Source organism: Marinomonas posidonica, assembly GCF_043643765.1.
GTDB lineage: Bacteria > Pseudomonadota > Gammaproteobacteria > Pseudomonadales > Marinomonadaceae > Marinomonas > Marinomonas posidonica_A.
In genome coordinates this window covers 12,889-37,957 of sequence record NZ_JBHZSP010000005.1, presented here as the reverse complement: position 1 = coordinate 37,957, position 25,069 = coordinate 12,889, and the positions used below count along the sequence as shown (strand labels likewise).

General features: G+C 44.4%; 24 protein-coding genes. 15 read left to right on the top strand and 9 right to left on the bottom strand.

Annotation, left to right across the window (positions count from 1 at the left end; genetic code table 11):
• Positions 1 to 328 precede the first annotated feature (328 nt).
• Both rhaS and ACHUFM_RS07005 read right to left on the bottom strand, forming a co-directional pair.
• On the bottom strand, positions 329 to 1,321 hold the full coding sequence (gene rhaS / locus ACHUFM_RS07010; protein ID WP_394180884.1) for a rhamnose ABC transporter substrate-binding protein: 993 nt from the start codon (positions 1,319 to 1,321) through the stop codon (positions 329 to 331).
• A gap of 62 nt (positions 1,322 to 1,383) precedes the next feature.
• A complete protein-coding gene (locus ACHUFM_RS07005; protein ID WP_394180882.1) occupies positions 1,384 to 2,166 on the bottom strand; it encodes a DeoR/GlpR family DNA-binding transcription regulator in 783 nt (260 codons plus the stop codon).
• 239 nt (positions 2,167 to 2,405) lie between these two features.
• Here ACHUFM_RS07005 and ACHUFM_RS07000 point away from each other — a divergent pair, with 239 nt between their 5' ends.
• The 6 genes from ACHUFM_RS07000 (at position 2,406) to ACHUFM_RS06975 (ending at position 10,038) form a co-directional block, all read left to right on the top strand.
• Positions 2,406 to 4,496, top strand: coding sequence for a bifunctional rhamnulose-1-phosphate aldolase/short-chain dehydrogenase (locus ACHUFM_RS07000; RefSeq protein WP_394180880.1), 2,091 nt, complete (start codon positions 2,406 to 2,408; stop codon positions 4,494 to 4,496).
• 34 nt (positions 4,497 to 4,530) lie between these two features.
• Positions 4,531 to 5,823 carry an L-rhamnose catabolism isomerase gene (rhaI, locus tag ACHUFM_RS06995; RefSeq protein WP_394180878.1) on the top strand — a complete coding sequence of 431 codons (1,293 nt, stop codon included), beginning with the start codon at positions 4,531 to 4,533 and terminating at the stop codon, positions 5,821 to 5,823.
• Between the two features lie 222 nt (positions 5,824 to 6,045).
• The gene (gene bglB / locus ACHUFM_RS06990; RefSeq protein WP_394180876.1) at positions 6,046 to 7,164 is read left to right on the top strand and encodes a beta-galactosidase BglB; all 1,119 of its coding nucleotides are present in this window, start codon (positions 6,046 to 6,048) and stop codon (positions 7,162 to 7,164) included.
• A 65-nt stretch (positions 7,165 to 7,229) separates the two neighbouring features.
• Positions 7,230 to 8,216: a TRAP transporter substrate-binding protein gene (locus ACHUFM_RS06985; protein ID WP_394180874.1), complete on the top strand. Its 987-nt coding sequence runs from the start codon at positions 7,230 to 7,232 to the stop codon at positions 8,214 to 8,216.
• Positions 8,213 to 8,734 carry a TRAP transporter small permease gene (locus ACHUFM_RS06980; RefSeq protein ID WP_394180872.1) on the top strand — a complete coding sequence of 174 codons (522 nt, stop codon included), beginning with the start codon at positions 8,213 to 8,215 and terminating at the stop codon, positions 8,732 to 8,734. The genes ACHUFM_RS06985 and ACHUFM_RS06980 overlap by 4 nt, the downstream gene beginning before the upstream one ends.
• 2 nt (positions 8,735 to 8,736) lie before the next feature.
• A complete protein-coding gene (locus ACHUFM_RS06975; protein ID WP_394180870.1) occupies positions 8,737 to 10,038 on the top strand; it encodes a TRAP transporter large permease in 1,302 nt (433 codons plus the stop codon).
• Between the two features lie 286 nt (positions 10,039 to 10,324).
• On the opposite strand, the gene yihA is transcribed toward ACHUFM_RS06975, so the two are convergent.
• A complete protein-coding gene (gene yihA, locus ACHUFM_RS06970) occupies positions 10,325 to 10,969 on the bottom strand; it encodes a ribosome biogenesis GTP-binding protein YihA/YsxC (protein WP_063331760.1) in 645 nt (214 codons plus the stop codon).
• A gap of 247 nt (positions 10,970 to 11,216) precedes the next feature.
• Here yihA and ACHUFM_RS06965 point away from each other — a divergent pair, with 247 nt between their 5' ends.
• The 8 genes from ACHUFM_RS06965 to tatC all read left to right on the top strand — a co-directional run bounded on the left by ACHUFM_RS06965 (position 11,217) and on the right by tatC (position 17,725).
• Positions 11,217 to 11,837 (top strand): thiol:disulfide interchange protein DsbA/DsbL, encoded by a 621-nt coding sequence (locus ACHUFM_RS06965; protein WP_394180867.1) that lies wholly within the window; start codon positions 11,217 to 11,219, stop codon positions 11,835 to 11,837.
• 16 nt (positions 11,838 to 11,853) lie between these two features.
• Positions 11,854 to 13,389: a GGDEF domain-containing protein gene (locus tag ACHUFM_RS06960; protein ID WP_394180865.1), complete on the top strand. Its 1,536-nt coding sequence runs from the start codon at positions 11,854 to 11,856 to the stop codon at positions 13,387 to 13,389.
• 120 nt (positions 13,390 to 13,509) lie between these two features.
• Positions 13,510 to 14,265, top strand: coding sequence for a bifunctional demethylmenaquinone methyltransferase/2-methoxy-6-polyprenyl-1,4-benzoquinol methylase UbiE (ubiE, locus tag ACHUFM_RS06955; RefSeq protein WP_394180863.1), 756 nt, complete (start codon positions 13,510 to 13,512; stop codon positions 14,263 to 14,265).
• Between the two features lie 2 nt (positions 14,266 to 14,267).
• On the top strand, positions 14,268 to 15,911 hold the full coding sequence (ubiB, locus tag ACHUFM_RS06950; protein WP_394180861.1) for a ubiquinone biosynthesis regulatory protein kinase UbiB: 1,644 nt from the start codon (positions 14,268 to 14,270) through the stop codon (positions 15,909 to 15,911).
• 16 nt (positions 15,912 to 15,927) lie between these two features.
• A complete protein-coding gene (locus tag ACHUFM_RS06945; protein ID WP_063331637.1) occupies positions 15,928 to 16,260 on the top strand; it encodes a phosphoribosyl-ATP diphosphatase in 333 nt (110 codons plus the stop codon).
• A 31-nt stretch (positions 16,261 to 16,291) separates the two neighbouring features.
• On the top strand, positions 16,292 to 16,510 hold the full coding sequence (gene tatA / locus ACHUFM_RS06940; RefSeq protein WP_113872686.1) for a Sec-independent protein translocase subunit TatA: 219 nt from the start codon (positions 16,292 to 16,294) through the stop codon (positions 16,508 to 16,510).
• Between the two features lie 3 nt (positions 16,511 to 16,513).
• Entirely contained in the window at positions 16,514 to 16,918 is a 405-nt protein-coding gene (tatB, locus tag ACHUFM_RS06935; RefSeq protein ID WP_394180858.1) for a Sec-independent protein translocase protein TatB, read from the top strand.
• Between the two features lie 24 nt (positions 16,919 to 16,942).
• Positions 16,943 to 17,725, top strand: coding sequence for a twin-arginine translocase subunit TatC (tatC, locus tag ACHUFM_RS06930; RefSeq protein ID WP_394180856.1), 783 nt, complete (start codon positions 16,943 to 16,945; stop codon positions 17,723 to 17,725).
• 71 nt (positions 17,726 to 17,796) lie between these two features.
• On the opposite strand, the gene dtd is transcribed toward tatC, so the two are convergent.
• The 6 genes from dtd to kdgR all read right to left on the bottom strand — a co-directional run bounded on the left by dtd (position 17,797) and on the right by kdgR (position 23,664).
• Complete coding sequence (dtd, locus tag ACHUFM_RS06925) at positions 17,797 to 18,231, bottom strand: D-aminoacyl-tRNA deacylase (protein ID WP_394180854.1); 435 nt, start codon at positions 18,229 to 18,231, stop codon at positions 17,797 to 17,799.
• Between the two features lie 141 nt (positions 18,232 to 18,372).
• On the bottom strand, positions 18,373 to 20,193 hold the full coding sequence (gene typA, locus ACHUFM_RS06920) for a translational GTPase TypA (RefSeq protein ID WP_394180852.1): 1,821 nt from the start codon (positions 20,191 to 20,193) through the stop codon (positions 18,373 to 18,375).
• A 285-nt stretch (positions 20,194 to 20,478) separates the two neighbouring features.
• Positions 20,479 to 21,561: a pectinesterase family protein gene (locus ACHUFM_RS06915; RefSeq protein WP_394180850.1), complete on the bottom strand. Its 1,083-nt coding sequence runs from the start codon at positions 21,559 to 21,561 to the stop codon at positions 20,479 to 20,481.
• 110 nt (positions 21,562 to 21,671) lie between these two features.
• Entirely contained in the window at positions 21,672 to 22,310 is a 639-nt protein-coding gene (locus tag ACHUFM_RS06910; RefSeq protein WP_394180848.1) for an RpiB/LacA/LacB family sugar-phosphate isomerase, read from the bottom strand.
• 1 nt (position 22,311) lies between these two features.
• Positions 22,312 to 22,668: a cupin domain-containing protein gene (locus ACHUFM_RS06905; protein WP_394180846.1), complete on the bottom strand. Its 357-nt coding sequence runs from the start codon at positions 22,666 to 22,668 to the stop codon at positions 22,312 to 22,314.
• A 207-nt stretch (positions 22,669 to 22,875) separates the two neighbouring features.
• On the bottom strand, positions 22,876 to 23,664 hold the full coding sequence (gene kdgR / locus ACHUFM_RS06900) for a DNA-binding transcriptional regulator KdgR (protein ID WP_394180844.1): 789 nt from the start codon (positions 23,662 to 23,664) through the stop codon (positions 22,876 to 22,878).
• Between the two features lie 247 nt (positions 23,665 to 23,911).
• Here kdgR and ACHUFM_RS06895 point away from each other — a divergent pair, with 247 nt between their 5' ends.
• On the top strand, positions 23,912 to 25,063 hold the full coding sequence (locus ACHUFM_RS06895; protein WP_394180842.1) for an oligogalacturonate lyase family protein: 1,152 nt from the start codon (positions 23,912 to 23,914) through the stop codon (positions 25,061 to 25,063).
• The last annotated feature ends 6 nt before the right edge of the window (positions 25,064 to 25,069 follow it).

Sequence of the window (25,069 nt, the reverse complement as noted above, 5' to 3'; positions counted from 1 at the left end):
CCTAGCCTTCCCCTTGAAGTAAGGGGAAGGTACAAAAGCACTTAGCCCCTCCCCCTTAAAGTAAGAGGAAGAAACAAAAGCACTTAGCCCCTCCCCCTGCTAAGGGGGAGGCTGGGAGGGGGTCTGCTCTAAAACCCTATCCGATCTCTCCCCCATGAAATAGATGGAAGAAACAAAAGCCCTTAGCTCCTCCCCTTGCTAAGGGGGAGGCTGGGAGGGGGTCTGCTCTAAAACCTATCCGATCTCTCCCCCATGAAGTAGATGGAAGAAACAAAAGCCCTTAGCCCCTCCCGCTACTAAGGGAGGCTGGAAAGGCGTTTAATGCTAACTAAAAAATAGAAGAGAATTGATCAACGTTAGACGCGTCGTAAACAAAAGGTTTGGCCATTGCGCCGTCACCATTGCTGTCGACTTCCAGTGTTCCCATACGCCCCATTGGCACTTCGGTTTTACTGCCTTTGCCTTTCACTAGGTTATAAGCCAGCATAGTCGCTGAGTAACCCAGGTCAATTGGGTTCCAAATCGCAAAACTGTGAATCGCTCCGCTGTGTACATGACCCGCTAGTTCAGACGGTAAACCTAAGCCTGTGACATAGACTTTCCCCGTCAATCCCATGTCACTCACGGCTTGTGCTGCCGCCAAGATACCTACTGTGGTAGGTGCTACAATGACGTCTAGGTCAGGATGATTTTTAATCAAAGCAGTTGCTTCACGAAAACTTTTATCCGCCAAGTCATCACCATAAACGGTATCAACCAAGGTTAAATTAGGGAATTTGCTAAGAGATTTTTTCATTTCGCCAATCCAGATATTCTGATTAGTCGAAGTGGGTGTCGCACTTAAGATAGCGAAAGTGCCAGAAGATTTGCCTTTGGCTTTAATGGCATCGGCAGCAAGCTGTACATTCATTTCGCCAATCAAGCTGTTACTAGAAGGGTTTAGATGGATTTGTCGACCAGCTTTACCGACACCTGAATCCCAAGAAATGACCTTTATACCACGTTGTTGCGCTTTTCTTAGGGAAGGTACTAAAGCATCAGCATCGTTTGCTGACACTGCAATGGCATCAACACGTTGAGCGATTAAAGAGTTGATGATTTCAATCTGGCCTTCCGCCGTAGTTGACGTTGGGCCCGTGTATATAATTTTAACCTCTCCCAGCTCTTTGCTGGCCTCTTCCGCGCCACGATAGGCCGCTTCAAAAAAGCCAATCCCCAAAGCCTTTACTAAGAGTGCCACGCGAACCTGATCAGCAGCGTACGCACCAGAAGTAAATAAAGTAGCACAAGCCAGCAACACAGTGATGAGTTTCGTTTTCATAATTATCTCCAAGAGCGCGCTCATCACCACACAATCAGATATTGCCAAGCATGAGACGCGGTTTATTGTTTTTGTTTTTCCACTATGATCAAACGACAACCTGCCGATTGAACCACTTCTTTACTCTTGTTATCTATACCATCGTCTGTAATGACAATGTCTATTTGAGACAGAGGACAAATGACCATACTTGATCGGTTTTGAAACTTTGAACTATCGACCAAAAGCACCCGCTGATCGGCTCGATTTATCAATTTCATTACCGCTTGTACGATTTGTGGATCTGTCTCCATTACGCCATGAGAATTTACTCCGTATGCACCGATAAAAAGAATGTCTGCGTAGGCATGATTGGAAATATCACTCGGAAACGGACTCAGAATGATGTTCTGTTCCCGGTGAATTTTGCCACTCGGCACCGTGACGCTGCATTTGCTCTTTTTTATCAACTGATCCGCAATCGAAAACGAGTTCGTCAGCACCTGTAACTTCAAGCTGCGCATATATTCAGACATAGCCGCAGTGGTTGTGCCACCACTGATCATAATCGACATATTGTCCGACAATAATTCTACGGCCGCTTTTGCTATGCTCCGCTTTACATCCATATTCATCGTTTGACTGACTGAATATGGTCGTCCAAGCAAACTGACATCCGAAGGTGGGTTGATGGCCTCAGCCCCTCCTCGCACTCGTCGCAACTTTCCTTCCTGATCTAGAGAAGCAATGTCCCTTCGCACTGTGGCTTCGGAGGCGCCTAACACATCCGCTAGGTGCGTCACCGTCACAATGGGTCGAGCTTCTACTTCTGACAGGATAACTCTGTGCCTTTCAATTTCGTGCATTGATCATCCTCGATATTCAATATAATTAATTTTCAATCATTATCAAGCAAATTTAATCATAGAATTACAAAAAAGATAAAAAATGCTTGAAAATGATTGGTTTTGTTTTAGTATGAAAGCTATCGATCATTCTAACCCGCTGGTTGTGCATAACAAAAATAAAATTTAAGTCTGCGTTTTATCCGCCTATTCGAACAGAACTCTAGGCCAATGAACGAGACAATACTTGAGGTTAAACCATGTCTACTACTTTACTAGCCAATCTTTGGAACGATGCGGATGCGTCCCTGATGTCTGAGCCAGAGTTATTGCAATATCGATCAAACTTGCTTGGTTCTGACATGCGCGTGACGAATTACGGTGGCGGCAATACCTCAGCCAAACTTCAAATGAATGACCCACTGACAGGGCAAACAACCACCGTTTTGTGGGTAAAAGGCTCTGGGGGCGATATTGGCTCCATGGGACTAGAAGGGTTTTCAACGCTTTATTTGGATAAACTGAATCAGCTTTTACCACTTTATCGTGGTATTGAGTTTGAAGACGAAATGGTCACTTATCTTCCCCATTGTACATTCAACCTGAATAGCAGAGCGGCCAGTATCGATACGCCTCTACATGCCTATTTACCCTATCTTCATGTTGACCACCTGCATCCAGATGCGGTAATTGCCATTGCTGCAAGCAAAAACAGCCAGCAACTCACAGAAGACATCTTTAATGGTGAGATTGGTTGGCTTCCTTGGCGTCGTCCTGGATTCCAGCTAGGCATGGATTTACATAAAATAGCCACCGAGAATCCACATTTAAAAGGTGTGGTACTTGAAAGTCACGGGCTATTTACTTGGGCTAATGACAATAAAGAGTGTTACCTCAACTCGTTGAACATTATTAACAAAGCACAAACGTGGTTGGAACAACAAAGTGCTGGCAAAGCCGCATTTGGTGGCGAACGATTTACGACCTTAGCCGAGGACAAGCGTCGCCAAATTGTTTCTCGCTTAATGCCATTGATTCGCGGTAAAACCAGTGAAAAACAACGACAAATTGGTCACTTCAATGCGTCCGAAGAAGTGCTGCAATTCGTTAATTCTATGGAGTTGAATCGTCTTGCAAAATTAGGCACATCTTGTCCAGATCATTTTTTACGTACCAAAATTCGTCCTTTTGTAGTGGCTTATGATCCACAGAAAGACAACCTTGATGAAGTCATCGGATCATTAGACCAAAGTCTTGCTGAATACCGCGACGATTACGCGGGTTACTACCAACGCTGTAAACGAGAAAACAGCCCGGCTATGCGTGACCCAAACCCTATCATTTATTTGATCCCAGGGGTTGGCATGTTGTCCTTTGCAAAAGACAAAGCCACGGCACGAATTGCTGGTGAGTTTTACGTGAATGCCATCAATGTGATGCGCGGCGCAGACAGTGTGAGCGAATATGTTGGCTTACCAGAACAAGAAGCCTTTGATATCGAATATTGGCTATTAGAAGAAGCCAAACTGCAGCGCATGCCAAAACCCAAATCTCTCGCAGGTCACATAGCTTTGGTCACTGGTGGTGCTGGCGGCATTGGTCTGGCGACCGCAAAACGCCTCGCAACAGAAGGTGCCAATATCGTACTTATGGACATTGATGAAGAAGCATTGACGGTTGCCAAAAACGAACTAAACAATGAATTCGGAGTAGATTGTGCGTCAAGCATAAAGATGGATGTCACCAATGAAGACGACGTCATTCATGCGATCAAACATTGCGCTGTGGCCTTTGGTGGCTTGGACATAGTGGTCTCTAATGCGGGCATTGCCTCTTCTGCTCCTTTAGATGAAACCTCAATTGAACTTTGGAATAAAAATCAAAGCATCTTATCGACAGGGTACTTCTTGGTTGCACGTGAGGCGTTTACCTTGCTTAAACAACAAAACATGGGCGGCAACATGGTGTTTATCGCCAGTAAAAATGGTTTGGTTGCGTCTGCCAATGCTAGCGCTTATTGTGTGGCTAAAGCCGCCGAGATCCAGCTGTCTCGATGTGTTGCTCTGGAAGGAGCACCGCTTGGCATTCGATCTAATGTGGTGAATCCAGACGCGGTTCTACGCGGTTCAAAAATCTGGACAGGAAAATGGAAAGAAGAAAGAGCCAGTGCTTACCAACTGTCTACCGACGATTTGGAAGAGCATTATCGTCAACGCAGTATGTTGAAACTGAATGTGCTGCCAGAAGACATTGCCGAGGCTATCTACTTCTTTGCCTCGGATGCTTCTGCCAAATCGACGGGCAACATACTAAATGTTGATGCGGGTCACGCCCCCTCGTTTACTCGCTAGAGCTTAGACAAAAAGAACAATAAAAGGAATCACCATGAAACAATTAATTGATCAAAACTTGCTGCAAGAACACAACGCCAAGCAAGAAGCCGCGGTCACCAGTGATTACAATGCGCTGGCGGAAAAATTGGATCGTTCCGGTGTTAAAATCGATACTATTTTACAACAAGCTAAACAGTTCACCGTCGCGGTTCCTTCTTGGGGCGTCGGTACAGGCGGAACACGTTTCGCTCGCTTTCCAGGCAAAGGCGAGCCGCGTAATATCTTCGAAAAACTCGACGACTGCTCGGTTATTCAACTACTATCACAAGCCACTCCTGCGGTTTCCCTACATATTCCATGGGACAGACCAAAAGATCCACAGGAACTACGCCAGTACGCCGAACAATACGGATTGCATTTCGATGCCATGAACTCCAACACTTTCCAAGATCAAATTGGTCAGGATGAGTCGTATAAATTCGGTAGTTTGACGCACACCAACAAAACCGTGCGCGAACAAGCCATTGCGCATAATATCGACGTGGTGGAATTAGGCCAAAAGCTCGGTTCTAAAGCACTGACGGTTTGGGTGGGCGATGGCTCTAATTTCCCCGGCCAACAACATTTTAAAAACAGCTTCACGCATTATTTAGAAAGTATCAAAGAGGTCTACAACAGCCTGCCAGATGACTGGAACATGCTGTTGGAACACAAGATCTTTGAGCCAGCCTTCTACTCAACCGTAATTCAAGATTGGGGTAGCAGCTACCTTGCCGCAAAAGAAACCGGCGAGCGTTGTTTGTCTCTGGTGGATTTGGGTCACCATGCACCCAACGTCAATATCGAAATGATCGTCAGTCGGCTAGCACAATTTGGTAAGTTAGGTGGCTTCCACTTTAACGACAGTAAATACGGCGATGATGATTTGGATAGCGGATCGATTAATCCGTACCAATTGTTCCTCATCTTCAACGAATTGACCGACATTCGTGCGCAAGACCCGTCTTACAGTCCATTCTACATGTTAGATCAATCGCACAACGTGACCGACCCTATCGAAAGTTTGATGTACAGCGCCGCGGAAGTACAACGCGCTTTTGTGAAAAGCTTACTTGTCGACCGCCAAGCCTTGTCTCAGTATCAAGAAGATAATGATCCCATGATGGCACAAGCCAGCTTGAAGCAAGCTTACAATTTAGATGTCGAACCTATTCTACAAATGGCGCGTTTACAAGCTGGCGGCGCTATCGATCCGGTTAGCTGTTATCGAGCAAGTGGTTATCGTGCTGACGTCGCCAAGGCTCGCCCAGCCGATCCGAACAAAACGGGGTCTGGTATTGTGTAGGCAGAAACATAAGCAGTAGGTGACAAACAGTGTAATCAAGAGAGCAAACGGAAAAAGTCATTGTTAAAAATATAGTCTTGCATAGAGACTATATTTTTTTGGCAAAATTAATTTGAGAAACAATGTTTTGTTAAAAAAATTTACTTTCATATATTTTTTAACTCCTTGTTTCGAAATTAAAATCCGCATTAATCAATCATTAAAATAATAAAGGGATGAAAAATGCATGAATTACTAAGAGAAAAGAAGCATATTGTTTCACGTGATCAAATCACCGAAACCATCGACCTTTTAACTCAAAATCTCATCAGTATTAAAGACACCTCTGGCGACTTTTTATTGCGCCTTGAAGACGGCCGAGTCATCGATACCAAAGGCTGGAGCGGCTGGGAATGGACCCATGGCATTGGCTTATACGGTTTATTCAAATATTGGCAAGTCACTAACAACCCTGACACTTTAGACATTATTCTCGACTGGTTTGAGCAACGCTTACGTGAAGGCACACCAACCAAAAACATCAACACGGTTGCCCCCTTTTTAACACTGGCTTGTTTGTATGAACGCACACCAAAAGAGTCTTGGCTTCCTTATCTGGAAGAATGGGCGGAATGGGTGATGTACGACATGCCGCGCGTTCAAGAAGGCGGTTTACAACATATCGTTTACAACAGCGTGAACCACAATCAAATGTGGGACGACACCTTAATGATGAGTGTTTTACCGCTCGCTAAAATCGGTAAATTGCTCAATAAACCTGATTATGTAGAAGAAGCAAAATACCAGTTTCTGACTCACATCCAATACCTGATGGATAGCAAAAGCGGCCTGTGGTTTCACGGTTGGACCTTCGAAGGTAACCACAACTTTGCCGAAGCCTTGTGGGCTCGCGGTAATAGCTGGATCACTATCGTCATTCCAGAATTCATCGAATTATTAGATTTGGCTGAGAACGATCCAATTCGCCGTTTCTTACTCTCAACCTTAGAACGTCAAGTAAAAGCCCTAAGCGAGCTACAACATAGTGATGGCCTTTGGCACACCCTGCTGAACGATAGCAGCACTTATTTAGAAGCTTCAGCATCGGCAGGATTTGCTTACGGCATACTAAAAGCTGTGCGTAAACGCTACCTTTCTAAAGACTATTTACCTGTTGCAGAAAAAGCCATCAAAGCAGTCTGTAACAACATCGACGAGCAAGGTGAGCTGCAAAACACCTCGTTTGGTACCGCTATGGGCGACGATTTAGCGTATTACAAAAACATAAAAATCACCTCTATGCCGTATGGGCAAGCGATGGCGATTTTGTGTCTCAGCGAATATTTACGTCGCTATATCTAGCTAGTTTATAACCACTCTAGCCATCAATTTCTTAAGACAACAATAAACATAAAAAGGATAAGAAAATGAAAACGAAACTATTTACCACCGCTCTTACCCTAATCAGCTTAGGGTTATCATCCGCATCAGCTTATGCAGAAAACTTACGATTTGGCTACGCCAGTAATGCAACGCCAACCGTTCAAGCAATGAAAAAATTCGCTGAATTAGTCGAGCAAAAAACCAAAGGCGATGTTACCGTCACCTTCTTTCCTGATAGCCAATTAGGCGGTGAACGGGAAATGGTCGAGCTGCTTCAAGCAGGGTTGTTAGATATGACTAAGGTCAGTGGTGGGCTGATGGAAAGCTTTGCGCCTGTTTACGGCGTTTTCTCGATGCCTTATTTGTTTGATAGCCAAGAACATTTTTATAATGTCATGGATAACCCTAACATCACTACACCGATTTATGAATCTTCCAAAAACGAAGGTATTTTAGGTCTAACATATTACGACAGCGGCGCTCGTAGCTTCTATACCTCAGAAAAGGTTATCCGAAATGTGAGTGATCTAAAGGGCCTCAAAATCCGCGTTATGCAAAGCCCAACCTCTATTAAGATGGTCAAAATGCTCGGTGGTTCTCCGATTGCAATGGGACAAGCAGATGTGTATTCGTCTATTCAGCAAGGCGTATTAGATGGTGCGGAAAACAATGAGTTTGCCTTAACCATTGCTCGTCACGCCGAAGTCGCGAAACATTACTCTTACGATGTGCATTCTCGTGTGCCTGATATTGTATTAATCTCGAAGGCGACCATGGATCGTTTAAGCCCAAATCAACGCAAAGCGGTTATAGATGCCGCAAAGGAATCAACGGAGTTCCAAAAGAAAGCCTGGACTCAAGCGGTTAATAACGCAAAAACCATGAGTGAGAAAGAATTTGGCGTCACCTTCTATTATCCAGATGTCAGCGAGTTCCAAGCAGCGGTTCAGCCGATGTATGACGAGTTAAAATCGGACCCAGAAAAATATAAGGTGTATCAGGCCATTCGCCAGCAAGCGGAGTCAAAATGATGCCAAAAATAAGACGTTTTCTAGACATCTTTCTAGGGACAGCTTGCTCACTCTTACTCTTCAGCATGGTTGTAATACTCAGCTGGCAGGTGATCAGCCGCTATGTATTTAACGATCCTTCGACTTATACCGAAGAACTGTTGCGTTTAGGGCTGGTTTGGCTGTCCCTGTTAGGAGCAGCTTATTCAGCTGGCCGTGGCTCTCACATGGCCATTGACCTACTGCGCGATCTTTCGCGCGGTAGGTTCCGCAAATTCCTTAAGCTTTTAGTGCCTATCAGTTTCATTATTTTCAGTATCTATGTCCTGATTCTAGGTGGTTTACACAGTATACAAATTGCCTCTAAACAACTCACCGCCGTTCTGCAAATTCCAATGTCGAGTTTTTATATCGCTCTGCCTGTCTGTGGAGGGTTGTTGATCCTGTATGCCCTTTTGAATTTGATTGATGTCTTTAAAGTGCCTGCTAATAACCAGCAAAATTTGGATATCGATCAATCACCAAACGTAGGAGAATAAACATGGCAGGTGAAGCAAGCCTTGTACTCATTATTACCTTTTCGATTCTGTCGCTGTTAGGCTTGCCTCTGGCGATAGCCCTGGTCGCTTCATCATTGGCCGCCGTAACCATGATGGTGCCTGTGGATATGGCTCTCTTTACTTCCGCACAAAAAATGATCGCCAGCTTAGACAGTTTCTCTCTTCTAGCCGTACCGTTTTTTATTCTTTCTGGCGTGATTATGAACTCCGGCGGTATTGCCATTCGTTTGGTGAATTTTGCCAAATTACTAACTGGACGTATTCCGGGCTCTTTAGCGCAAACCAACATCGCCGGCAACGTATTGTTTGGCTGCATTTCTGGATCCGCCATTGCCGCTTCAACCTCCATTGGTAGCGTGATGGTGCCGATTCAAGCCAAAGAAGGTTATGATCGATCATTTGCTGCAGCGGTAAATATCGCATCAGCACCAACAGGTATGCTGGTTCCGCCCACGACGGCTTTTATCATTTATTCATTAATTTCAGGAGGAACCTCTGTCGCTGCCTTGTTCTTGGGTGGTGCTGTAGCGGGTATAGTCTGGGCGTTGGGTTTGGTGCTAGTCACCGTTGTTATTGCCCAAAAACGCCAATACCCTTTGTCTGATCGAGTACCTTTTAAAGCTGCGATTAAAATCACACTAGATGCCATTCCTAGCTTGTTCTTAATCGTCTTTATTATTGGTGGCATAGTAATGGGGATCGTCACCCCTGTCGAAGCCTCTGGTATTGCAGTGATTTATACTATGATCTTAGCGTTTTTTATCCACAAGACCATGCCGCTTCGTGCCTTACCTAAGTTCCTAATCGAAACTTCGCATATTACCGGCACCATCATGTTGCTGTTGGCGGCATCGGCTACCTTGTCCTTCGCGATGGCATTTACTGGTATCCCTTCTGCAATATCCGCTTTGATTTTGGGTATTTCCAATGACCCCATTATGGTCATGTTAATTATTAATCTTTTGCTCCTGATAATTGGCTGCTTTATGGACATTGGACCAGCCATCTTGATCTTCACACCAATCTTATTACCGATTGCCATGAAAGTTGGTTATGACCCTGTCCACTTTGGTATCGTTATGGTCTTTAATCTAGCCATCGGAACCATTACACCACCAGTAGGGACAGGCCTATTCGTTGGTGCTACGGTTGCTAAAGTCAAAGTCGAAAAAGTCATCGTCGCCCTCGTTCCTTTTTACTTTGTTTTATTTAGCTTACTTGTCGTTATCACTTACATTCCCGTCATCACATTATTTTTGCCTCAACTTTTTGGGCTGTCATAAATTTAACAATAAACTTTTTAATGCAGCTGCAAAATTGAGGTTAAATGCTTAGGTTCTATAGAGGTTAAGGTGAATCACACTGTTGGAATTGACTAAATGCTTTAATGGCGTCGACAAAAGCTCTCAGAAGGATGTCGACGTCAAAGTTCGATGTCCCATCTGCTTTAACAAGGTTAACGACAAGGCATCTTATCTAATAGAAGGAGAATTAGTCTAGAAAAAGAAAGAGAAACGGCCACCGCAATCGATACCCAGAGCATTGGATTGCGGTCTCTCTATGTATCGATTATGCGTTTGGTGATACAGGAATTTCGTCTTGGTTGTCTAATACAAGCCATTCTGCCAACTTGATACGAAGGTCATCTACTCCGTCGCCATTCAGGGCAGAAAAGGTTTGTACCGTGCCATCGATATTTTGCTGTTTTAGCTCGCGCTGAATAGACAACATAGTCGACTTCGCTGGCCCACGCTTTAGTTTGTCTGACTTGGTCAATAATACATGCACTTTCATGCCATTGGCTTTCGCCCAATCCAACATCATTTCATCGAATTCTTTAAGTGGGTGACGAATGTCCATGACCAACACCACGCCAGCTAAGGAACGACGGTTCATTAGGTAATCTTGCATGTGTGCTTGCCAAACCTTTTTCATCTCGATAGGCACTTTCGCAAAGCCGTAACCCGGCAAGTCAATCAAGCGACGATCATCTAGATTTAAACCAAAGCAGTTGATCAACTGAGTACGACCCGGCGTTTTTGAGGTACGAGCCAATTTCTTTTGGTTCGTTAAGGTATTCAATGCGGTGGATTTACCCGCATTGGAGCGTCCCGCAAAGGCGACTTCAACCCCCTGATCAAGTGGGCATTGAGAGAGTTTTTCCGCACTTTTAATGAAATAAGCCGATTGGAACGTGGAGTCGTAAGGTGTCATAAATTTGATATTCGTCAGTCTGTTGAGATTGGCATTCGCAGATGCATTTTAGGGTGTCTATAATGCCAGCAATCCGTTAAAGATGCCATTTAAAAGGCCGTTGGCACTGCCCAATTGTCCCTATTGATGTAAACTTTATGTAAACTTACCGGAAATGCCGAACCTTCTCCCATAAACGGGATCGAAGTTTTTTATGTTTAAGTGCATGATGTCACTATAGTTTCATTTTTATCATTAGGAGCTTCCCATGAAAAAGCTGTTTACAGCTGTGATTTTTTCTCTACTTATGCCACTAACCGCGATGGCGGCGGAATACAGTGATGGTAATGGTTATACCACTATCAAGACTCCAGTTCGCACCAGCGACCCAAGCAAAATCGAAGTCACTGAAATTTTTTGGTACGGCTGCCCGCATTGTTACGCCTTAGAGCCACTGGTACAAGCTTGGAAAAAAGACGCACCAGCCGACGTCGATTTTAAATATCAACCGGCGGTATTTGGCCGTGGTTGGTTAGCCCATGCGAAAGCCTTTTACATTGCAGATATCCTAGGCGTGGAAGATAAAATTCGCGGCGACTTGTTTAATGCTATTCATGTTGAACATCGTCGTCTAAACTCTGAGGACGCGCTGGCGGAGTTTTTTGTAAATTATGGCGTTAATGAAGACGACTTCCATAAGTTATACGATTCCTTCTCAGTGAACAGTCGTTTGAGTCAAGCCGATGCTAAAATTCGCGCTTACGGCGCACGCGGCGTACCAGGCATCATTGTCAATGGTAAGTACCTAGTGTCTGCCCAAACCGCCAATGGTAATGAAAACATTTTTAAAGTGGTCGATTTTCTAATCGAAAAAGAACGTCAGAATTAATATGAGTTGAGGTGGTATGACGGAGTCATCAAGCGATAAATTGATCGAAGTTCTACGCAAGGCCGTTTCTAGAACTAGCATGCTCGCTGAAGGGAATTATCCTGAGCTTGATTCCGTTGTCCGCCAACTTAGGCAAAGCATTACGCAAGGCGTTGATGCGGACGAAATACAAAAATTGCTCAATCAAGCTGAGCCATTATTACTCAGTAGTGATAAAGCACAGGAAGAAAGGGCCAAGCTGGTTCGATCTAGTTTGCAAAGTCTGATTGATGTTCTAGACAAAAATGCTAACCGTCCCCTTCCTGCCCCTCTAAAAAAGCAACTAGAATACGAAATTCGTGGTAAGTGGCAACTGCCTTACGAATGGCCACATCTGCTTAAATTATTTTTAGAATTAAGCCAACAAACCTTTAACCAGGTGGATTCAAGTCATCAGTCTGAGAAGAATTCCCTATTTCAACGCTTGTTCAACCGCAGCAAAGACACCAATCAAACGCCCTCCAACGATCAAGACATTATGGTGCAGATCAGTCACACTTTGGCGGGGTTGGTGGATAATTTGTCCTTGCCAAAACACTATCATGGGGAAATGACAACGCTAAAAAGCGCGTTAACAGGCAATAGCAACCTCGAACAATTACCCACTTTACTTGATGAAGTCATTGCTTTAGTGATGATTGCCATCGGCAAAACTCAAGAAAGTCTGACCAAATATCTCAGTGAATTGAACAAACAACTGGCGAGCATTAACGCGTCTGTCACCAGCAGTTATCAGTCACAAAAAAATCTCTCGGAGAGTCGCGAAGGCTTTAACACCAAATTGCAAAAGCAAGTGGAAGAAACCAGCCAAGCGGTTCAAGGCGCTAATGACTTAGAAAGTTTGCAACAGTTAATCAATGAGCGTCTATCAAGCATTTCCAGTACCATGTCCGAATATCGCTCGCGCATGCAGGAACAAGAAAAAGACGCTAATCAGTCCATTACCAGCCTAAAAAACAAGGTCACTCGTATGGAAAAGGACTCTGCGTCGCTGCGTTCTATGCTGCAAGAGAAATTGGCACAAGCCATGACCGATTCGTTGACTGAGCTGCCTAACCGTACGGCCTATCAAGATGCCATTTTACCGCTTTGCCAAATCATGCAAAAAACAAAAAAGCCACTGTGTTTGGCGGTATGCGATATCGACTTCTTTAAAAAGGTCAACGACACTTGGGGGCATTTGGCGGGTGACAAAGTCCTTAGTATTGTACCCAAGCAAATCCGCAGTGTTTTACAGAAAGAAGATCTAATTTTCCGCTATGGTGGCGAAGAGTTTGTCATCGTGTTTCCCAATACACCTTTGGATAAAGCCATTGAAAAAGCCGAGCTCATTCGCCAAACCGTCGAGAAGACCCCTTTCAATATGCAAGGCGAGCCTGTGTCTATTTCCGTGTCCATTGGTATTGCCGAGCACAAAGCCAAAGAGGCACCAGAAAGCTTATTTGAACGAGCGGATAAACAACTGTACCAGGCAAAAGATTCTGGCCGTAATCGTGTAATGGCCGAAAAATAGACCGAATAAGCAGTACCCGCGCTCGGCTACGACAGGTACAATAAACACCATTAGCACATACAGATAATGCCATGCTGGACGCTTTTTTGTTGCCAGCATTTTGTTAGGATGAATTCACTTATGCAAGATGACCAAAAGAACACCACCCATTTTGGCTTTAAAGAAATTCCAGCCGATGAAAAAGTACAAGCCGTAGCGCAAGTGTTTCACTCGGTTGCCGCCAAATACGACATTATGAATGACTTGATGTCAGGTGGTGTTCATCGCCTATGGAAACGCCATACCATTAGCCAATCAGGTGTTCGTGCAGGCAACAAGGTTTTGGATATTGCTGGCGGTACTGGCGACCTGACATTGAAATTCTCTCGTTTGGTTGGCAGTGAAGGCCAGGTCATTCTCGCTGACATTAACGATTCCATGCTAAAAGTGGGGCGTGACAAGCTAGCCAATCAAGGTGTGGTTGGTAATGTGAAATTTGTGCAAGCCAATGCCGAAGAATTGCCTTTCCCAGATAATACCTTTGACTGCATCACCATTGCCTTTGGCCTGCGTAACGTCACGGACAAATCCAAAGCATTGGCCTCTATGTATCGCGTCCTCAAGCCGGGCGGTCGTCTGTTAGTGTTAGAGTTCTCCAAACCTGAATCAGAAGTACTATCAAAGATCTACGACCAGTATTCCTTCCGCCTGCTACCGGCTATGGGTAAGTTGATCGCCAACGACGCAGACAGTTATCGCTATTTGGCCGAATCCATCCGCATGCACCCAGATCAAGAAACGCTAAAAGGCATGATGGAAGACGTTGGCTTCGAACGCACCAGCTTTCAAAATCTGACCGGCGGCATTGTCGCACTCCACAAAGGGTTTAAATTCTAACCATGTTCACCAGTGCATTTCGTTTTCTGCGCATCCTTTACACTGTGGTGCGCTTTCGCCTTGACGTGTTTATTCCTTTTTCTCTACTGCCTTGGTATCTGCGTTATACACTCGGCGCGTTATGTGCCATTGGCCGTAAACGAGCTAGCAAAAATCGCGGCGAACGACTGCGCCTAGCGCTAGAGTCACTTGGCCCTATCTTTGTGAAGTTTGGGCAAATTCTCTCTACTCGTCGCGACTTATTAGACGATGACTTAGCCGACGAGCTGGCCAAATTACAAGATAAAGTACCACCGTTTTCAGGCAAGGTCGCAAAAGCCATTATTGAACGCGACTTAAAAGCACCGATTGAGCAATTGTTTGCGGAGTTTTCAGAAACACCCCTCGCATCCGCATCTATTGCACAAGTGCATACAGCCACCTTGCACAGTGGCGAAGCCGTAGTGGTTAAAGTGATTCGACCTAAAATCGAAAACACCATCGGCAAGGACATCAGCTTGCTGTACAGCTTGGCACATTTGGTTGCCAACGTCAGTGAAGATGGTCGTCGCTTGCGCCCAATTGAAGTGGTAACAGACTACGAATACACCATTTTAGATGAATTAGATTTAGCAAAAGAAGCCGCCAATACTGGCTTACTACAGCGCAACTTTACTCAATCTGAATTGTTGTATGTCCCACAAGTGTATTGGGACTATTGCCATCGAAATGTCATGGTGATGGAACGCATATCAGGCATTCCCGTGGCCGACATTCCGGCTCTCAACCAAGCCAATGTCAACATGAAGTGCTTGGCCGAACGTGGCGTTGAAATTTTCTTCACACAAGTTTTCTCACACAGCTTCTTTCATGCTGACATGCACCCTGGCAACATTTTTGTTGACCCAAGCAATCCAGACAAGCCCAAATACATTGCCATTGATTGCGCGATCATGGGCAGTCTAGACGACGAAGATAAGAGCTATCTTGCCCGCAATTTGCTGGCCTTTTTCCAACGAGATTATCGACTCGTCGCCGAGCTGCATGTGGAAAGTGGCTGGGTACCAAAAGGTACGCCGGTACATGCTTTCGAATCGGCCATACGCAGTGTCTGTGAACCCATGTTTGCCAAGCCATTAAAAGACATTTCCTTTGGCCAAGTGTTAATCGGTTTGTTCCAGACGGCACGCCGCTTTAATATGGAAGTGCAGCCGCAACTGGTGTTACTTGAAAAAACCTTACTTAACATTGAAGGTTTAGGTCGCCAACTGTACCCAGATCTTGACCTTTGGGTAACAGCGAAACCATTCCTTGAACGCTGGATGCGTGAACAAATGGGGCCAAAACGTGTGATGGAAGAAGTCCGTAAACAGGCCCCACAATGGGCTGGCCATTTACCGCAAATCCCTAACCTAGTGTTTACTGCATTAACCCAATTATCCCATCAGGAAGAGCGCATGCAAGCGCAAACCAATGAGATAAAAGAGCTAAGCCAAGAGCTGAAACTGCGTCGCCGTAACTGGCCATTCCGCTTATTAGGAGTATTCAGTTTAGCCGCAGCTTGGTTAGTAACCGAGCCGGACACACTGCAACAACTCAAGCACGCAGACCTGACCAGTATTGGATTGTTTATATTAGGCTTGTATTTACTTGTCTTAAAACCGTAACATTTGAGAGACTATAATGAAAACCGATGTTTTGGCTGAGTTAGCAGCCACTCTAGAGCAACGCAAAAACGCTTCAGCCGATTCTTCTTATGTCGCTAGCCTACATGCCAAAGGATTAAATAAGATCCTTGAAAAAGTTGGTGAAGAGAGCATTGAAACAATTATTGCAGCGAAAGACGCGATCACGTCAGGTGATAAATCTGATCTGGTCTATGAAACAGCTGACCTTTGGTTTCATACCTTAGTTATGTTATCTCATTTAGACTTGGGTCCTGATGCTATACTGGATGAGTTAGCTCGTCGATTTAATCTGTCTGGCTTAGATGAAAAAGCCAGCCGAGACCAATAAGCAGTAGAAACGAATAAGCAGGAGAAATGTTATGTTAGGTGGAATCAGTATTTGGCAACTTCTTATCGTGTTGGCCATCTTAGTGCTTATTTTTGGCACGAAAAAATTGAAAAATTTAGGCTCTGACCTTGGTGGCGCGGTAAAAGGCTTTAAAGAAGCGGTCGATAAAGACGGTGATGACGAAGCGGATAAAACCGCTCAGCAAAAAGTCATCGATGGCGAAGCCAAAAAAGACGATAAGAGCGCTTAATCCGTGTTCGATATTGGCTTTTCGGAACTGTTAGTTGTCTTCGTGGTTGGCCTATTAATTTTAGGCCCCGAGCGCCTTCCTCACGCCGCCAAGACAGCGGGCCTTTGGGTCCGTAAAATTCGTCGCAGCATTAACTCCGTACAAAGAGAGATTAATGCTCAGCTTGATAACGAAGAGATGCAGCAAAAAATTGCCGAAACCAACAAGCGCATGCTGCAAGAAGGTCAGGCAATCCAAAACACCATCACCCCGCTTGCTGTGTCGCAAACCGAACCAGAGCCCATTCCTGTCGCGACTGCGCAACACACAGACCAAGTCGATGCGGCTGATCTGACGGAATCCCCTGAAGCCATGACCGATACGGACACAAAGGCAAAACAAGACACGCAGCGATTAATTGATTCCTGATCACAAGATACGGGCTAGCCTTTTATGAGTACAGATTCATCCCAACAAGCCCCTTTAGTGGCGCATTTAATTGAACTAAGAAATCGACTTCTTAAGTCAGTTTTAGCCATTTTACTGATTTTCATTGGCCTGTATTATTTTGCCAATGATTTATATTTGATCGTCTCCGAACCTCTGAGATTACTCTTGCCGGAAGGCAGTTCTTTGATTGCGACCGAAGTGGCGTCGCCTTTTCTAGCGCCCTTAAAATTGACCTTCGCCATTGCTGTTTTAATATCTGTTCCTTACACCCTATTCCAAGCTTGGTCTTTTATCGCTCCTGCCTTGTATAAGAACGAGAAGACCATCGCCATCCCACTGCTCATCTCCAGTATCTTTCTATTCTACATGGGGGTGCTTTTCGCTTACTTCGTGGTGTTACCTTTGATTTTTGGCTTCTTCACCACAGTCGGCCCGGGTGAAGTGACGGTCATGACGGACATTAATAACTATCTGAACTTTGTCCTCAAGCTGTTTTTTGCCTTTGGCGTGACCTTTGAAATTCCAGTGGCCACTTATCTCTTGATCAAAGCCGGTGCCACTACCGTTGCCAAACTCTCCAAAAAGCGGCCTTTTATCTTCCTCGGGTGCTTTGTTGTCGGCATGCTGATCACACCACCAGATATTTTCTCTCAAACCTTATTGGCCATTCCCATGTGGATGCTGTTCGAAGTCGGCTTATTGGCGGGCCGAACAGTAAAAAATCAGGATGATGAAGAAAGTGAAGAGACGGAAGATAACACTCAAGCGACAGAGCCCAAAGCCTAGCCACTTAATTCATTCGTGCCTGAACAACTCTGTGTCAGGCATTTTACGCTGCGAGTCTAAATTGGTGTCGCTTAATCCAGCATAAAAGTCACAGGACCATCATTAATGAAGGCGACCTTCATGTCAGCACCGAAACGACCGGTTTCAACTTTGCCATGCTGAGCGCGCACTTTTTCAACAAACGCATTAAACAAACGTTCTCCTTCGGCTGGCACAGCCGCACTGGAAAATCCAGGACGTAGGCCTTTTTTGGTGTCAGCCGCTAGAGTAAATTGCGACACCAGCAGAACACCACCATCAACTTGTTGGACATTTAGATTCATCTTGCCCTCATCATCGCTGAACATGCGATATTTAAGCAACTTATCCGTAAGGCGTTGAACATCCATTTCGGTATCACCCTTTTCAATGCCAACCAAAACCAGCTGACCATGATCTATGGCACCCACCACCTCGCCTTCCACACTCACGCTGGCATTTAAGGCTCGTTGTACTAATACTTTCATCCCAGTCCTCTTTTTCTGCTCCATAAGCCAGATAAAACAAAAGCGCCCGAAGGCGCTTCTGTCGCTCCTAAGCCAAAAGGCTTATTTGCTGCTGCTCGCTTAATGGCTATGCTCAATTTGATCTGAACATAGCCATAACACTTACTTACGGCCAGCGCGCTTACGCTCGTTTTCCGTTAGTAATTTCTTACGAATACGAATGCTTTCTGGTGTCACTTCGACCAACTCATCGTCTTCGATAAACTCAAGCGCTTGCTCAAGAGTGTGCTTAATTGGCGGTGTCAGCGTCAAGGCTTCATCCGTACCAGAAGCACGTACGTTAGTCAGCTGCTTACCCTTCACTGGGTTAACCGCTAGATCGTTATCACGTGAGTGAATACCGATGATCTGACCTTCGTAGATGTCCACCGCATGCCCCAAGAACATACGTCCACGACTTTGCAAGTTGAACAAAGCGTAAGCCGCTGTTTTACCAGTCAACATACTAACCAGTACACCGTTTTGACGGCCACTTACTTCACCGTCTTTAACAGGACCATAGTGATCAAAAACACTGGTCATGATACCGGAGCCAGACGTCAGAGTTAGGAACAAGCCACGGAAACCGATCAAGCCACGAGAAGGCACGATGAACTCAAGACGTACACGACCTTTACCATCAGGCTCCATGTTCGTTAGTTCTGCTTTACGCAGACCAAGCTCTTCCATGATGGAACCTTGATGCTGATCTTCAACATCAATTACCACTTGCTCAAACGGTTCTTGAATTTGGCCATCAATTTCTTTTTTCACTACTTCTGGACGCGATACGCCCATTTCGAAACCTTCACGACGCATGGTTTCAATCAATACAGATAAGTGCAATTCACCACGACCCGATACGATGAATTTATCAGGTGTATCACCTTGAGTCACACGCAGTGCTACGTTATGGATAAGCTCTTGTTCTAGACGGTCTTTGATGTTTCGCGTTGTAACGAACTTACCTTCTTTACCGGCAAATGGTGAATCGTTAACGATGAAGGTCATGCTAACCGTTGGCTCATCTACCGTCAAAACTGGTAGAGATTCAACACATGTCGGATCACACAAAGTATCCGAGATACTTAGACCATCAATACCCGTAATACAAACGATGTCACCAGCGTAAGCTTGGTCCGTGTCGACACGCTGTAGACCATGGTAGCCCTTAACGTTTAGCACTTTACCTTTACGCTCTTTACCATCAGCCGATTTCACGACAACTTGTTGGTTAGGAGACAAACTACCACGAGTAATACGACCCACACCGATAACACCAACGTAGCTATCGTAATCCAATGCGGATACCTGCATTTGGAACGTGCCTTCTGGGTCAACGTCAGGAACAGGTACACTGTCGACAATCATTTGGTAAAGTGGCGTCATGTCTTCTGCCATTTGCTCTGGATCATTACCAGAAATACCATTAATGGCAGATGCATAAATAACAGGGAAATCAAGCTGCTCTTCCGATGCTCCAAGACTATCAAACAGATCAAATACTTGATCCATTACCCAATCAGGGCGAGCACCTGGACGGTCAATCTTGTTGATAACAACGATTGGACGTAAACCACGCTCAAATGCTTTAGACGTCACGAAGCGCGTTTGTGGCATTGGACCATCAACCGCATCAACCAACAACAATACAGAGTCAACCATAGACAATACGCGCTCTACTTCACCACCGAAGTCAGCGTGTCCAGGTGTGTCTACGATATTGATACGGTAGTCGTTCCATTTAATCGCTGTGTTTTTCGCTAAGATGGTAATACCACGTTCTTTTTCTTGATCGTTGGAGTCCATGATGCGCTCTGCACCTTCGTCTTTACGATCAAGTGTTCCTGACTGGCTTAATAGCTGGTCAACGAGTGTTGTTTTACCATGGTCAACGTGAGCTATAATAGCGACGTTACGTAACTTACTAATATCAATAGACATTTTATTTCTCTGTAATAAGCGAGGCTCAAATTAAGTGTCGCATTCCGCCCTTGCGAAACAGACTTTTAAGCACATCGGATCTAGATATGGGACAAAATTCGCGCAATTGTACCCTTATATTTGTTAAGTTCCCATTAAACTGCAGAAATAAATTCTATTTTCATGAATTTACGGTTATTTAAAAGACATTCGAATCACGACCTGTGACAAGGAAATGGAACAGAGAAAATTGCCCAGGGTTTGATCAACCAAAATACTCAAGTTAACGGATTCTGGTAGGCACTTTTAAAGACGGGATGATTTAGAAGGCAATTTAAACGATAAGCCCCACTCCCCTAGAACTTCCTCACGTAATGCTGGTAACAAACCTTGCCCTAATTCGGCGAAGTTCTCTGCTTTGGGCCACACGCCTTTATAGCCAGAATGAAGCGCCCCAGCGCCACTATTACGCCACTCATAAAAGCGGGCATCTTTATCAGGTTCAAAGTATCGCTTAGCGCTATCCTTTGCTAAACCATGCATTTTGTCCCAGCCATATAGGTGCTCCCCCAGTTCACATTCTATGTACAGGGCAACACCGATTGCATCTGGGTCGGCATAACGGCCATCTGAAAATGTCTTGGTCGGATGCCAAGGCCGGCCTAGGGCATAGTTATTAGTTTCTAAATTTGACTTGAAATCAATGTTTTCACGATAAATACTACATCGTAGAAAAACAAAGCCATAAAATCTATGGCGATTCGTACTGGGGGCTGCCACATACCCAAGCACCTTATTTTTCGAGGGATACACCTTACACAGCAACTCACACGACTCCAACAACACACATCCGGAGCCAAAAACAAAATCAATGTTACCTTTTATCTGACAATTTCTTAGATAACTCCTACCACCTTGTGCACAGAAGGTATCTTGAAAGCTGTCTAAACAGACATCATCCAATAGCACTTGGTCACTACCTTCATTAATCAATAAAGCGACGGCCTGAGGGTGTTGCTGCTTGCTTGGATCATGATCTGGCTTTCGTAGATTCGCAAGGTAATCCCACTGATTAGCAATGGAAAGGTGCTTCAAGGTGACATTAACGGCATCAATTTCAACAATTCGACTGCCAAGCGTGCCCTCTATATGACCCGCTTCTTTCAACATACCAGCGCATACGGCCCCATGAATCATCACTTTAGAACGCCCAGCACCAACAATTTCTAAATTGCTTCGAGTAATGCAAATACGCTCTTGATAATGGCCATCTGAAACATAAATTCGATAATAAGATTCATCCTTCGGTGCGGCATCTAACGCCGCCTGCACACTAAAAAAAGCCCCTTCCCCCTCCTGCAAAGACACCCATGCATCAAAGCCTTCCATCCTCATACTCCTAAGCCATACAAACAGACCGCGCGACCAATAAAAAAGGAAGACTATGTCTTCCTTTTTTATTCTTAACAAGATAACGAACGAATCGCTAAACCGAGAAATTAGTCCAATAGCGAACGCACGTAAGCCTCAATCTCAGGGCTCTGACCATTTTCAAACAAGCATGCTTGGAAACGCGCGCCCGTCACAGCGGTTTTCACTAACTCTGGATCCATGGCTTTTAACGTATCTATGTAGTTATCCTTCATAGTGGCCGCTTTTACTTGATTTAAGATGGCCGCGTTCCGGACTTGAGGTTCTCTGCGTTCTACTGGGTAACCTTCTCCACGGGGACCGGTAAAGGCTTTTTCGAAGATATATCGCGCATTCAATTCCGCCGCCCAACCAAAGCCTTTGGCAAACGCCATAGCAATGGCATTACCATTATTGATTTGATTAAACAAAAAGGCGTCAGAAGGCTCCAAACAATAACCACACACCACACCTGGATGAGCATTTAGAGACATCATCGCCCCTTGGCCTGTCCCACACCCTGATACAACAAAATCGACCGCTTTCGCATTAAGCAAAATACTGGCCATAATCCCTAGATGAATATAGGTTAAGTGATGGTCGTTTTCGTCACTCATGCCAACATTATAAACATCATGATTAAGCGGCTCCGCGACCTCGCTGAGCTGCTGTAAAATAGTGGCATTTTTACCAGCTTGACTGTTTTCCATCATTAGCGCGATTTTCATATTAAGCATCCTGTTTTTGATAATAAGATTCTTCTAAGCCAACAAAGTCTTTGCGCATTGGCGTGAAATTATCCAGCAATACACCAGGCTCTAAGCACACACAACCGTGCATGATATTAGGCTCTTTGTAGAGCGTATCGCCCTGACTAACGATTCGTGTTTCATCACCAATGGTAAATTCAAATTTACCTGACAATACATAGGTAAGTTGTTCATGAGGGTGGTTATGCAATGGACCCACCGCCCCTTTTTCAAAATGAACCTCAACGGTCATGATGTTATCGGAATAGGCCATAATTTTACGAGAAACCCCGTCGCCAAGATCTTCCAACGGGACCTGATTATTGTAAACAAACATAGGTTAACTCTTAGTATTCTTGTTTTAGACCTTAACACTATAGCAGCCAAACAAAACATTATTCAACATTTTATGAAAAGGTGTTTTAATAAATGATATATAGAACCATTAAGATGGGATAAATAAATCATAGAGATAACTTTTTCTAGACAAAAAAATGGAGACCTAAGCCTCCATTGTTATTAATTGAATCAAACTTGTTAAGCATTAGGACTTAACATCGCCTAGCTTCTCAGAAATGTCAGCGGCTGCTTCTTTCAATAAGTTAGTATAAGTATCAAATTTCTCTTGGGTGTAACGCAGAGAAGGAAAAGACAAACTTATGCCTGCGACAACATTTCCTAAACGATCATAAATAGGGGCGGCAATGCAACGTAACCCCTCTTCTTGCTCTTCATTATCAACCCCGTAACCTTGCTGTTTTACAACGATTAATTCTTCAAGCAAGGCATCAATATTTGGATGCGTACGAGCCGTTGAAGGCCTAAACTCGGTCTCTCTCAGGACATCTCGCACATACTCTTCTGGACGCTCTGCCAACAACACCTTACCAATCGCCGTAGAATAAAGAGGATTACGACCACCAATACGAGACTGCATGCGTAAATTATACTGAGCATCTACCTTGTAGATATAAATAATGCCATCACCATCACGGATCCCAAGGTGCAACGCCTCTTTGGTCAATTCACCAATGCGATTCATATGCGGCTCTGCCAAGGAAACTAAATCCACGTAGTCTAACGCCTTAGAACTTGTTTCAAACAGTTTAAGCGTTAATGAATAGCGATCGTCTTCACCCTCTTGACTGACATAACCAAGCATCTTCATCGTCTGTAGAAAGCGATACACCGTGCTTTTGGAAGTCATAACTTTTTGTGATAACTCTGTTACACCTGAGGCTTTCTTTTCAGACAAGGCATTTAAAATTGCAAACACCTTCATAACAGAGGAAACTGGTTCAATTTGCTGGTTGTTGTTTTCTTCGTTTGCCATAAGTTAGTTTCATTTTTATTGAAATAGAATTTTACCAGTATAGTAGAAAATTTCTCATAGATACATCCCAAACCCCTTGTCTTTCCATTCACTACCTCTGCCACCATGATATCTTAGAACCACCACTCAAATAATAAAAATAAAACAGCTTTTTATTTTTATTGACTAAATGTTGCCATTTTGTCTATCCTTGAATTCATTGAGACCAGAATACAGACAGAACGAAACAACAATAAGAGAGGGATTCATGTCACTCGGCCATAGATCATCTTTGCCATTTCAGCATTTCAACGATGCTCAAACGGGCTCTAACATTATTCAGCTAACGCCTAATAATGCCCTTTGTAATCGCAATTATTTTTATCAAAAATGTTTTACTAATGATGGCAATAAATTATTGCTAGCAGCCAATTTTGATCAACACCGAAATTACCACCTCGTCGACCTAGAAGAAGAGACAGCACTTCAGTTAACCGAAGGCGCTGGCGATAACGTATTTGGTGGTTTTATCACCACTCAAGACGACGCCCTCATCTTCGTCAAACATAATAAACAACTGATTCGTGTCGACTTAGACACTCAAGAACACACAGTATTATATGAAGTTCCAAAAGGTTGGGTTGGATACGGCACTTGGGTACCCAACACAGATTGCTCAAAAGTGGTAGGCATCGAAATCAAAGACAGTGATTACATAGAGTTAGACAGCTGGGAAAAATTTGCACAGCTTTATCACCAAAACCCACGCTGCCGGTTGATTTCTATTGAGTTGAAAACCGGTAAACGAAGTGTGGTGTTTGAAGATAATATCTGGCTTGGCCACCCTCTTTATCGGCCAAATGATGACAACACCATCGCTTTTTGCCATGAAGGGCCACATGATCTTGTTGAGACCCGCATGTGGATGGTAAATGAAAATGGTGAGAATGTACGCAAAGTCTACGAACAAGACAAAAATGAGTCCTGCACACACGAATTTTTTGTACCCGATGGCTCTAAAATGATGTTCGTCTCTTATCGCCCTAACAGCCACCAGCGTGAGCTTTGCTCGGTGAATGCTGACGACTTAAGCTTTAAAGTAGAAAGTGAAATGCCAGCTTGCAGTCACTTGATGAGCAACTACGACGGCACATTAGTGGTTGGCGATGGCTCTGGCACACCGGTCGATGTGACAGACACGTCAGGCCACAGTATAGACAATGACCCAAACCTATATGTCATTGATTTACAGAAAGATAGTATCAAAGCGATTGCTGAGCACAACACAAGTTGGGCGGTGTTAGAGGGCGATCGTCAAGTAAATCACCCACACCCTTCATTCACTCCAGACAATCAGTCCGTGCTCTTTGGTTCAGACAGAAATGGCTCCCCCGCCGTTTACCTTGCTTCCATCAATTAACCTTTC

Excerpts from the sequence above, each read along its gene's own strand:
- ACHUFM_RS07000 (WP_394180880.1), top strand. The coding sequence starts at position 2,406 with ATGTCTACTACTTTACTAGCCAATCTTTGGAACGATGCGGATGCGTCC.
- yihA (WP_063331760.1), bottom strand. The coding sequence starts at position 10,969 with ATGACACCTTACGACTCCACGTTCCAATCGGCTTATTTCATTAAAAGT.
- ubiB (WP_394180861.1), top strand. The coding sequence starts at position 14,268 with ATGTTCACCAGTGCATTTCGTTTTCTGCGCATCCTTTACACTGTGGTG.
- typA (WP_394180852.1), bottom strand. The coding sequence starts at position 20,193 with ATGTCTATTGATATTAGTAAGTTACGTAACGTCGCTATTATAGCTCAC.
- ACHUFM_RS06980 (WP_394180872.1), top strand. The coding sequence starts at position 8,213 with ATGATGCCAAAAATAAGACGTTTTCTAGACATCTTTCTAGGGACAGCT.
- ubiE (WP_394180863.1), top strand. The coding sequence starts at position 13,510 with ATGCAAGATGACCAAAAGAACACCACCCATTTTGGCTTTAAAGAAATT.
- kdgR (WP_394180844.1), bottom strand. The coding sequence starts at position 23,664 with ATGGCAAACGAAGAAAACAACAACCAGCAAATTGAACCAGTTTCCTCT.
- tatC (WP_394180856.1), top strand. The coding sequence starts at position 16,943 with ATGAGTACAGATTCATCCCAACAAGCCCCTTTAGTGGCGCATTTAATT.
- ACHUFM_RS06975 (WP_394180870.1), top strand. The coding sequence starts at position 8,737 with ATGGCAGGTGAAGCAAGCCTTGTACTCATTATTACCTTTTCGATTCTG.
- ACHUFM_RS06905 (WP_394180846.1), bottom strand. The coding sequence starts at position 22,668 with ATGTTTGTTTACAATAATCAGGTCCCGTTGGAAGATCTTGGCGACGGG.
- ACHUFM_RS06985 (WP_394180874.1), top strand. The coding sequence starts at position 7,230 with ATGAAAACGAAACTATTTACCACCGCTCTTACCCTAATCAGCTTAGGG.
- ACHUFM_RS06895 (WP_394180842.1), top strand. The coding sequence starts at position 23,912 with ATGTCACTCGGCCATAGATCATCTTTGCCATTTCAGCATTTCAACGAT.
- ACHUFM_RS06915 (WP_394180850.1), bottom strand. The coding sequence starts at position 21,561 with ATGGAAGGCTTTGATGCATGGGTGTCTTTGCAGGAGGGGGAAGGGGCT.
- rhaS (WP_394180884.1), bottom strand. The coding sequence starts at position 1,321 with ATGAAAACGAAACTCATCACTGTGTTGCTGGCTTGTGCTACTTTATTT.
- rhaI (WP_394180878.1), top strand. The coding sequence starts at position 4,531 with ATGAAACAATTAATTGATCAAAACTTGCTGCAAGAACACAACGCCAAG.
- ACHUFM_RS06965 (WP_394180867.1), top strand. The coding sequence starts at position 11,217 with ATGAAAAAGCTGTTTACAGCTGTGATTTTTTCTCTACTTATGCCACTA.
- ACHUFM_RS06945 (WP_063331637.1), top strand. The coding sequence starts at position 15,928 with ATGAAAACCGATGTTTTGGCTGAGTTAGCAGCCACTCTAGAGCAACGC.
- tatA (WP_113872686.1), top strand. The coding sequence starts at position 16,292 with ATGTTAGGTGGAATCAGTATTTGGCAACTTCTTATCGTGTTGGCCATC.
- ACHUFM_RS06910 (WP_394180848.1), bottom strand. The coding sequence starts at position 22,310 with ATGAAAATCGCGCTAATGATGGAAAACAGTCAAGCTGGTAAAAATGCC.
- ACHUFM_RS07005 (WP_394180882.1), bottom strand. The coding sequence starts at position 2,166 with ATGCACGAAATTGAAAGGCACAGAGTTATCCTGTCAGAAGTAGAAGCT.
- bglB (WP_394180876.1), top strand. The coding sequence starts at position 6,046 with ATGCATGAATTACTAAGAGAAAAGAAGCATATTGTTTCACGTGATCAA.
- dtd (WP_394180854.1), bottom strand. The coding sequence starts at position 18,231 with ATGAAAGTATTAGTACAACGAGCCTTAAATGCCAGCGTGAGTGTGGAA.
- ACHUFM_RS06960 (WP_394180865.1), top strand. The coding sequence starts at position 11,854 with ATGACGGAGTCATCAAGCGATAAATTGATCGAAGTTCTACGCAAGGCC.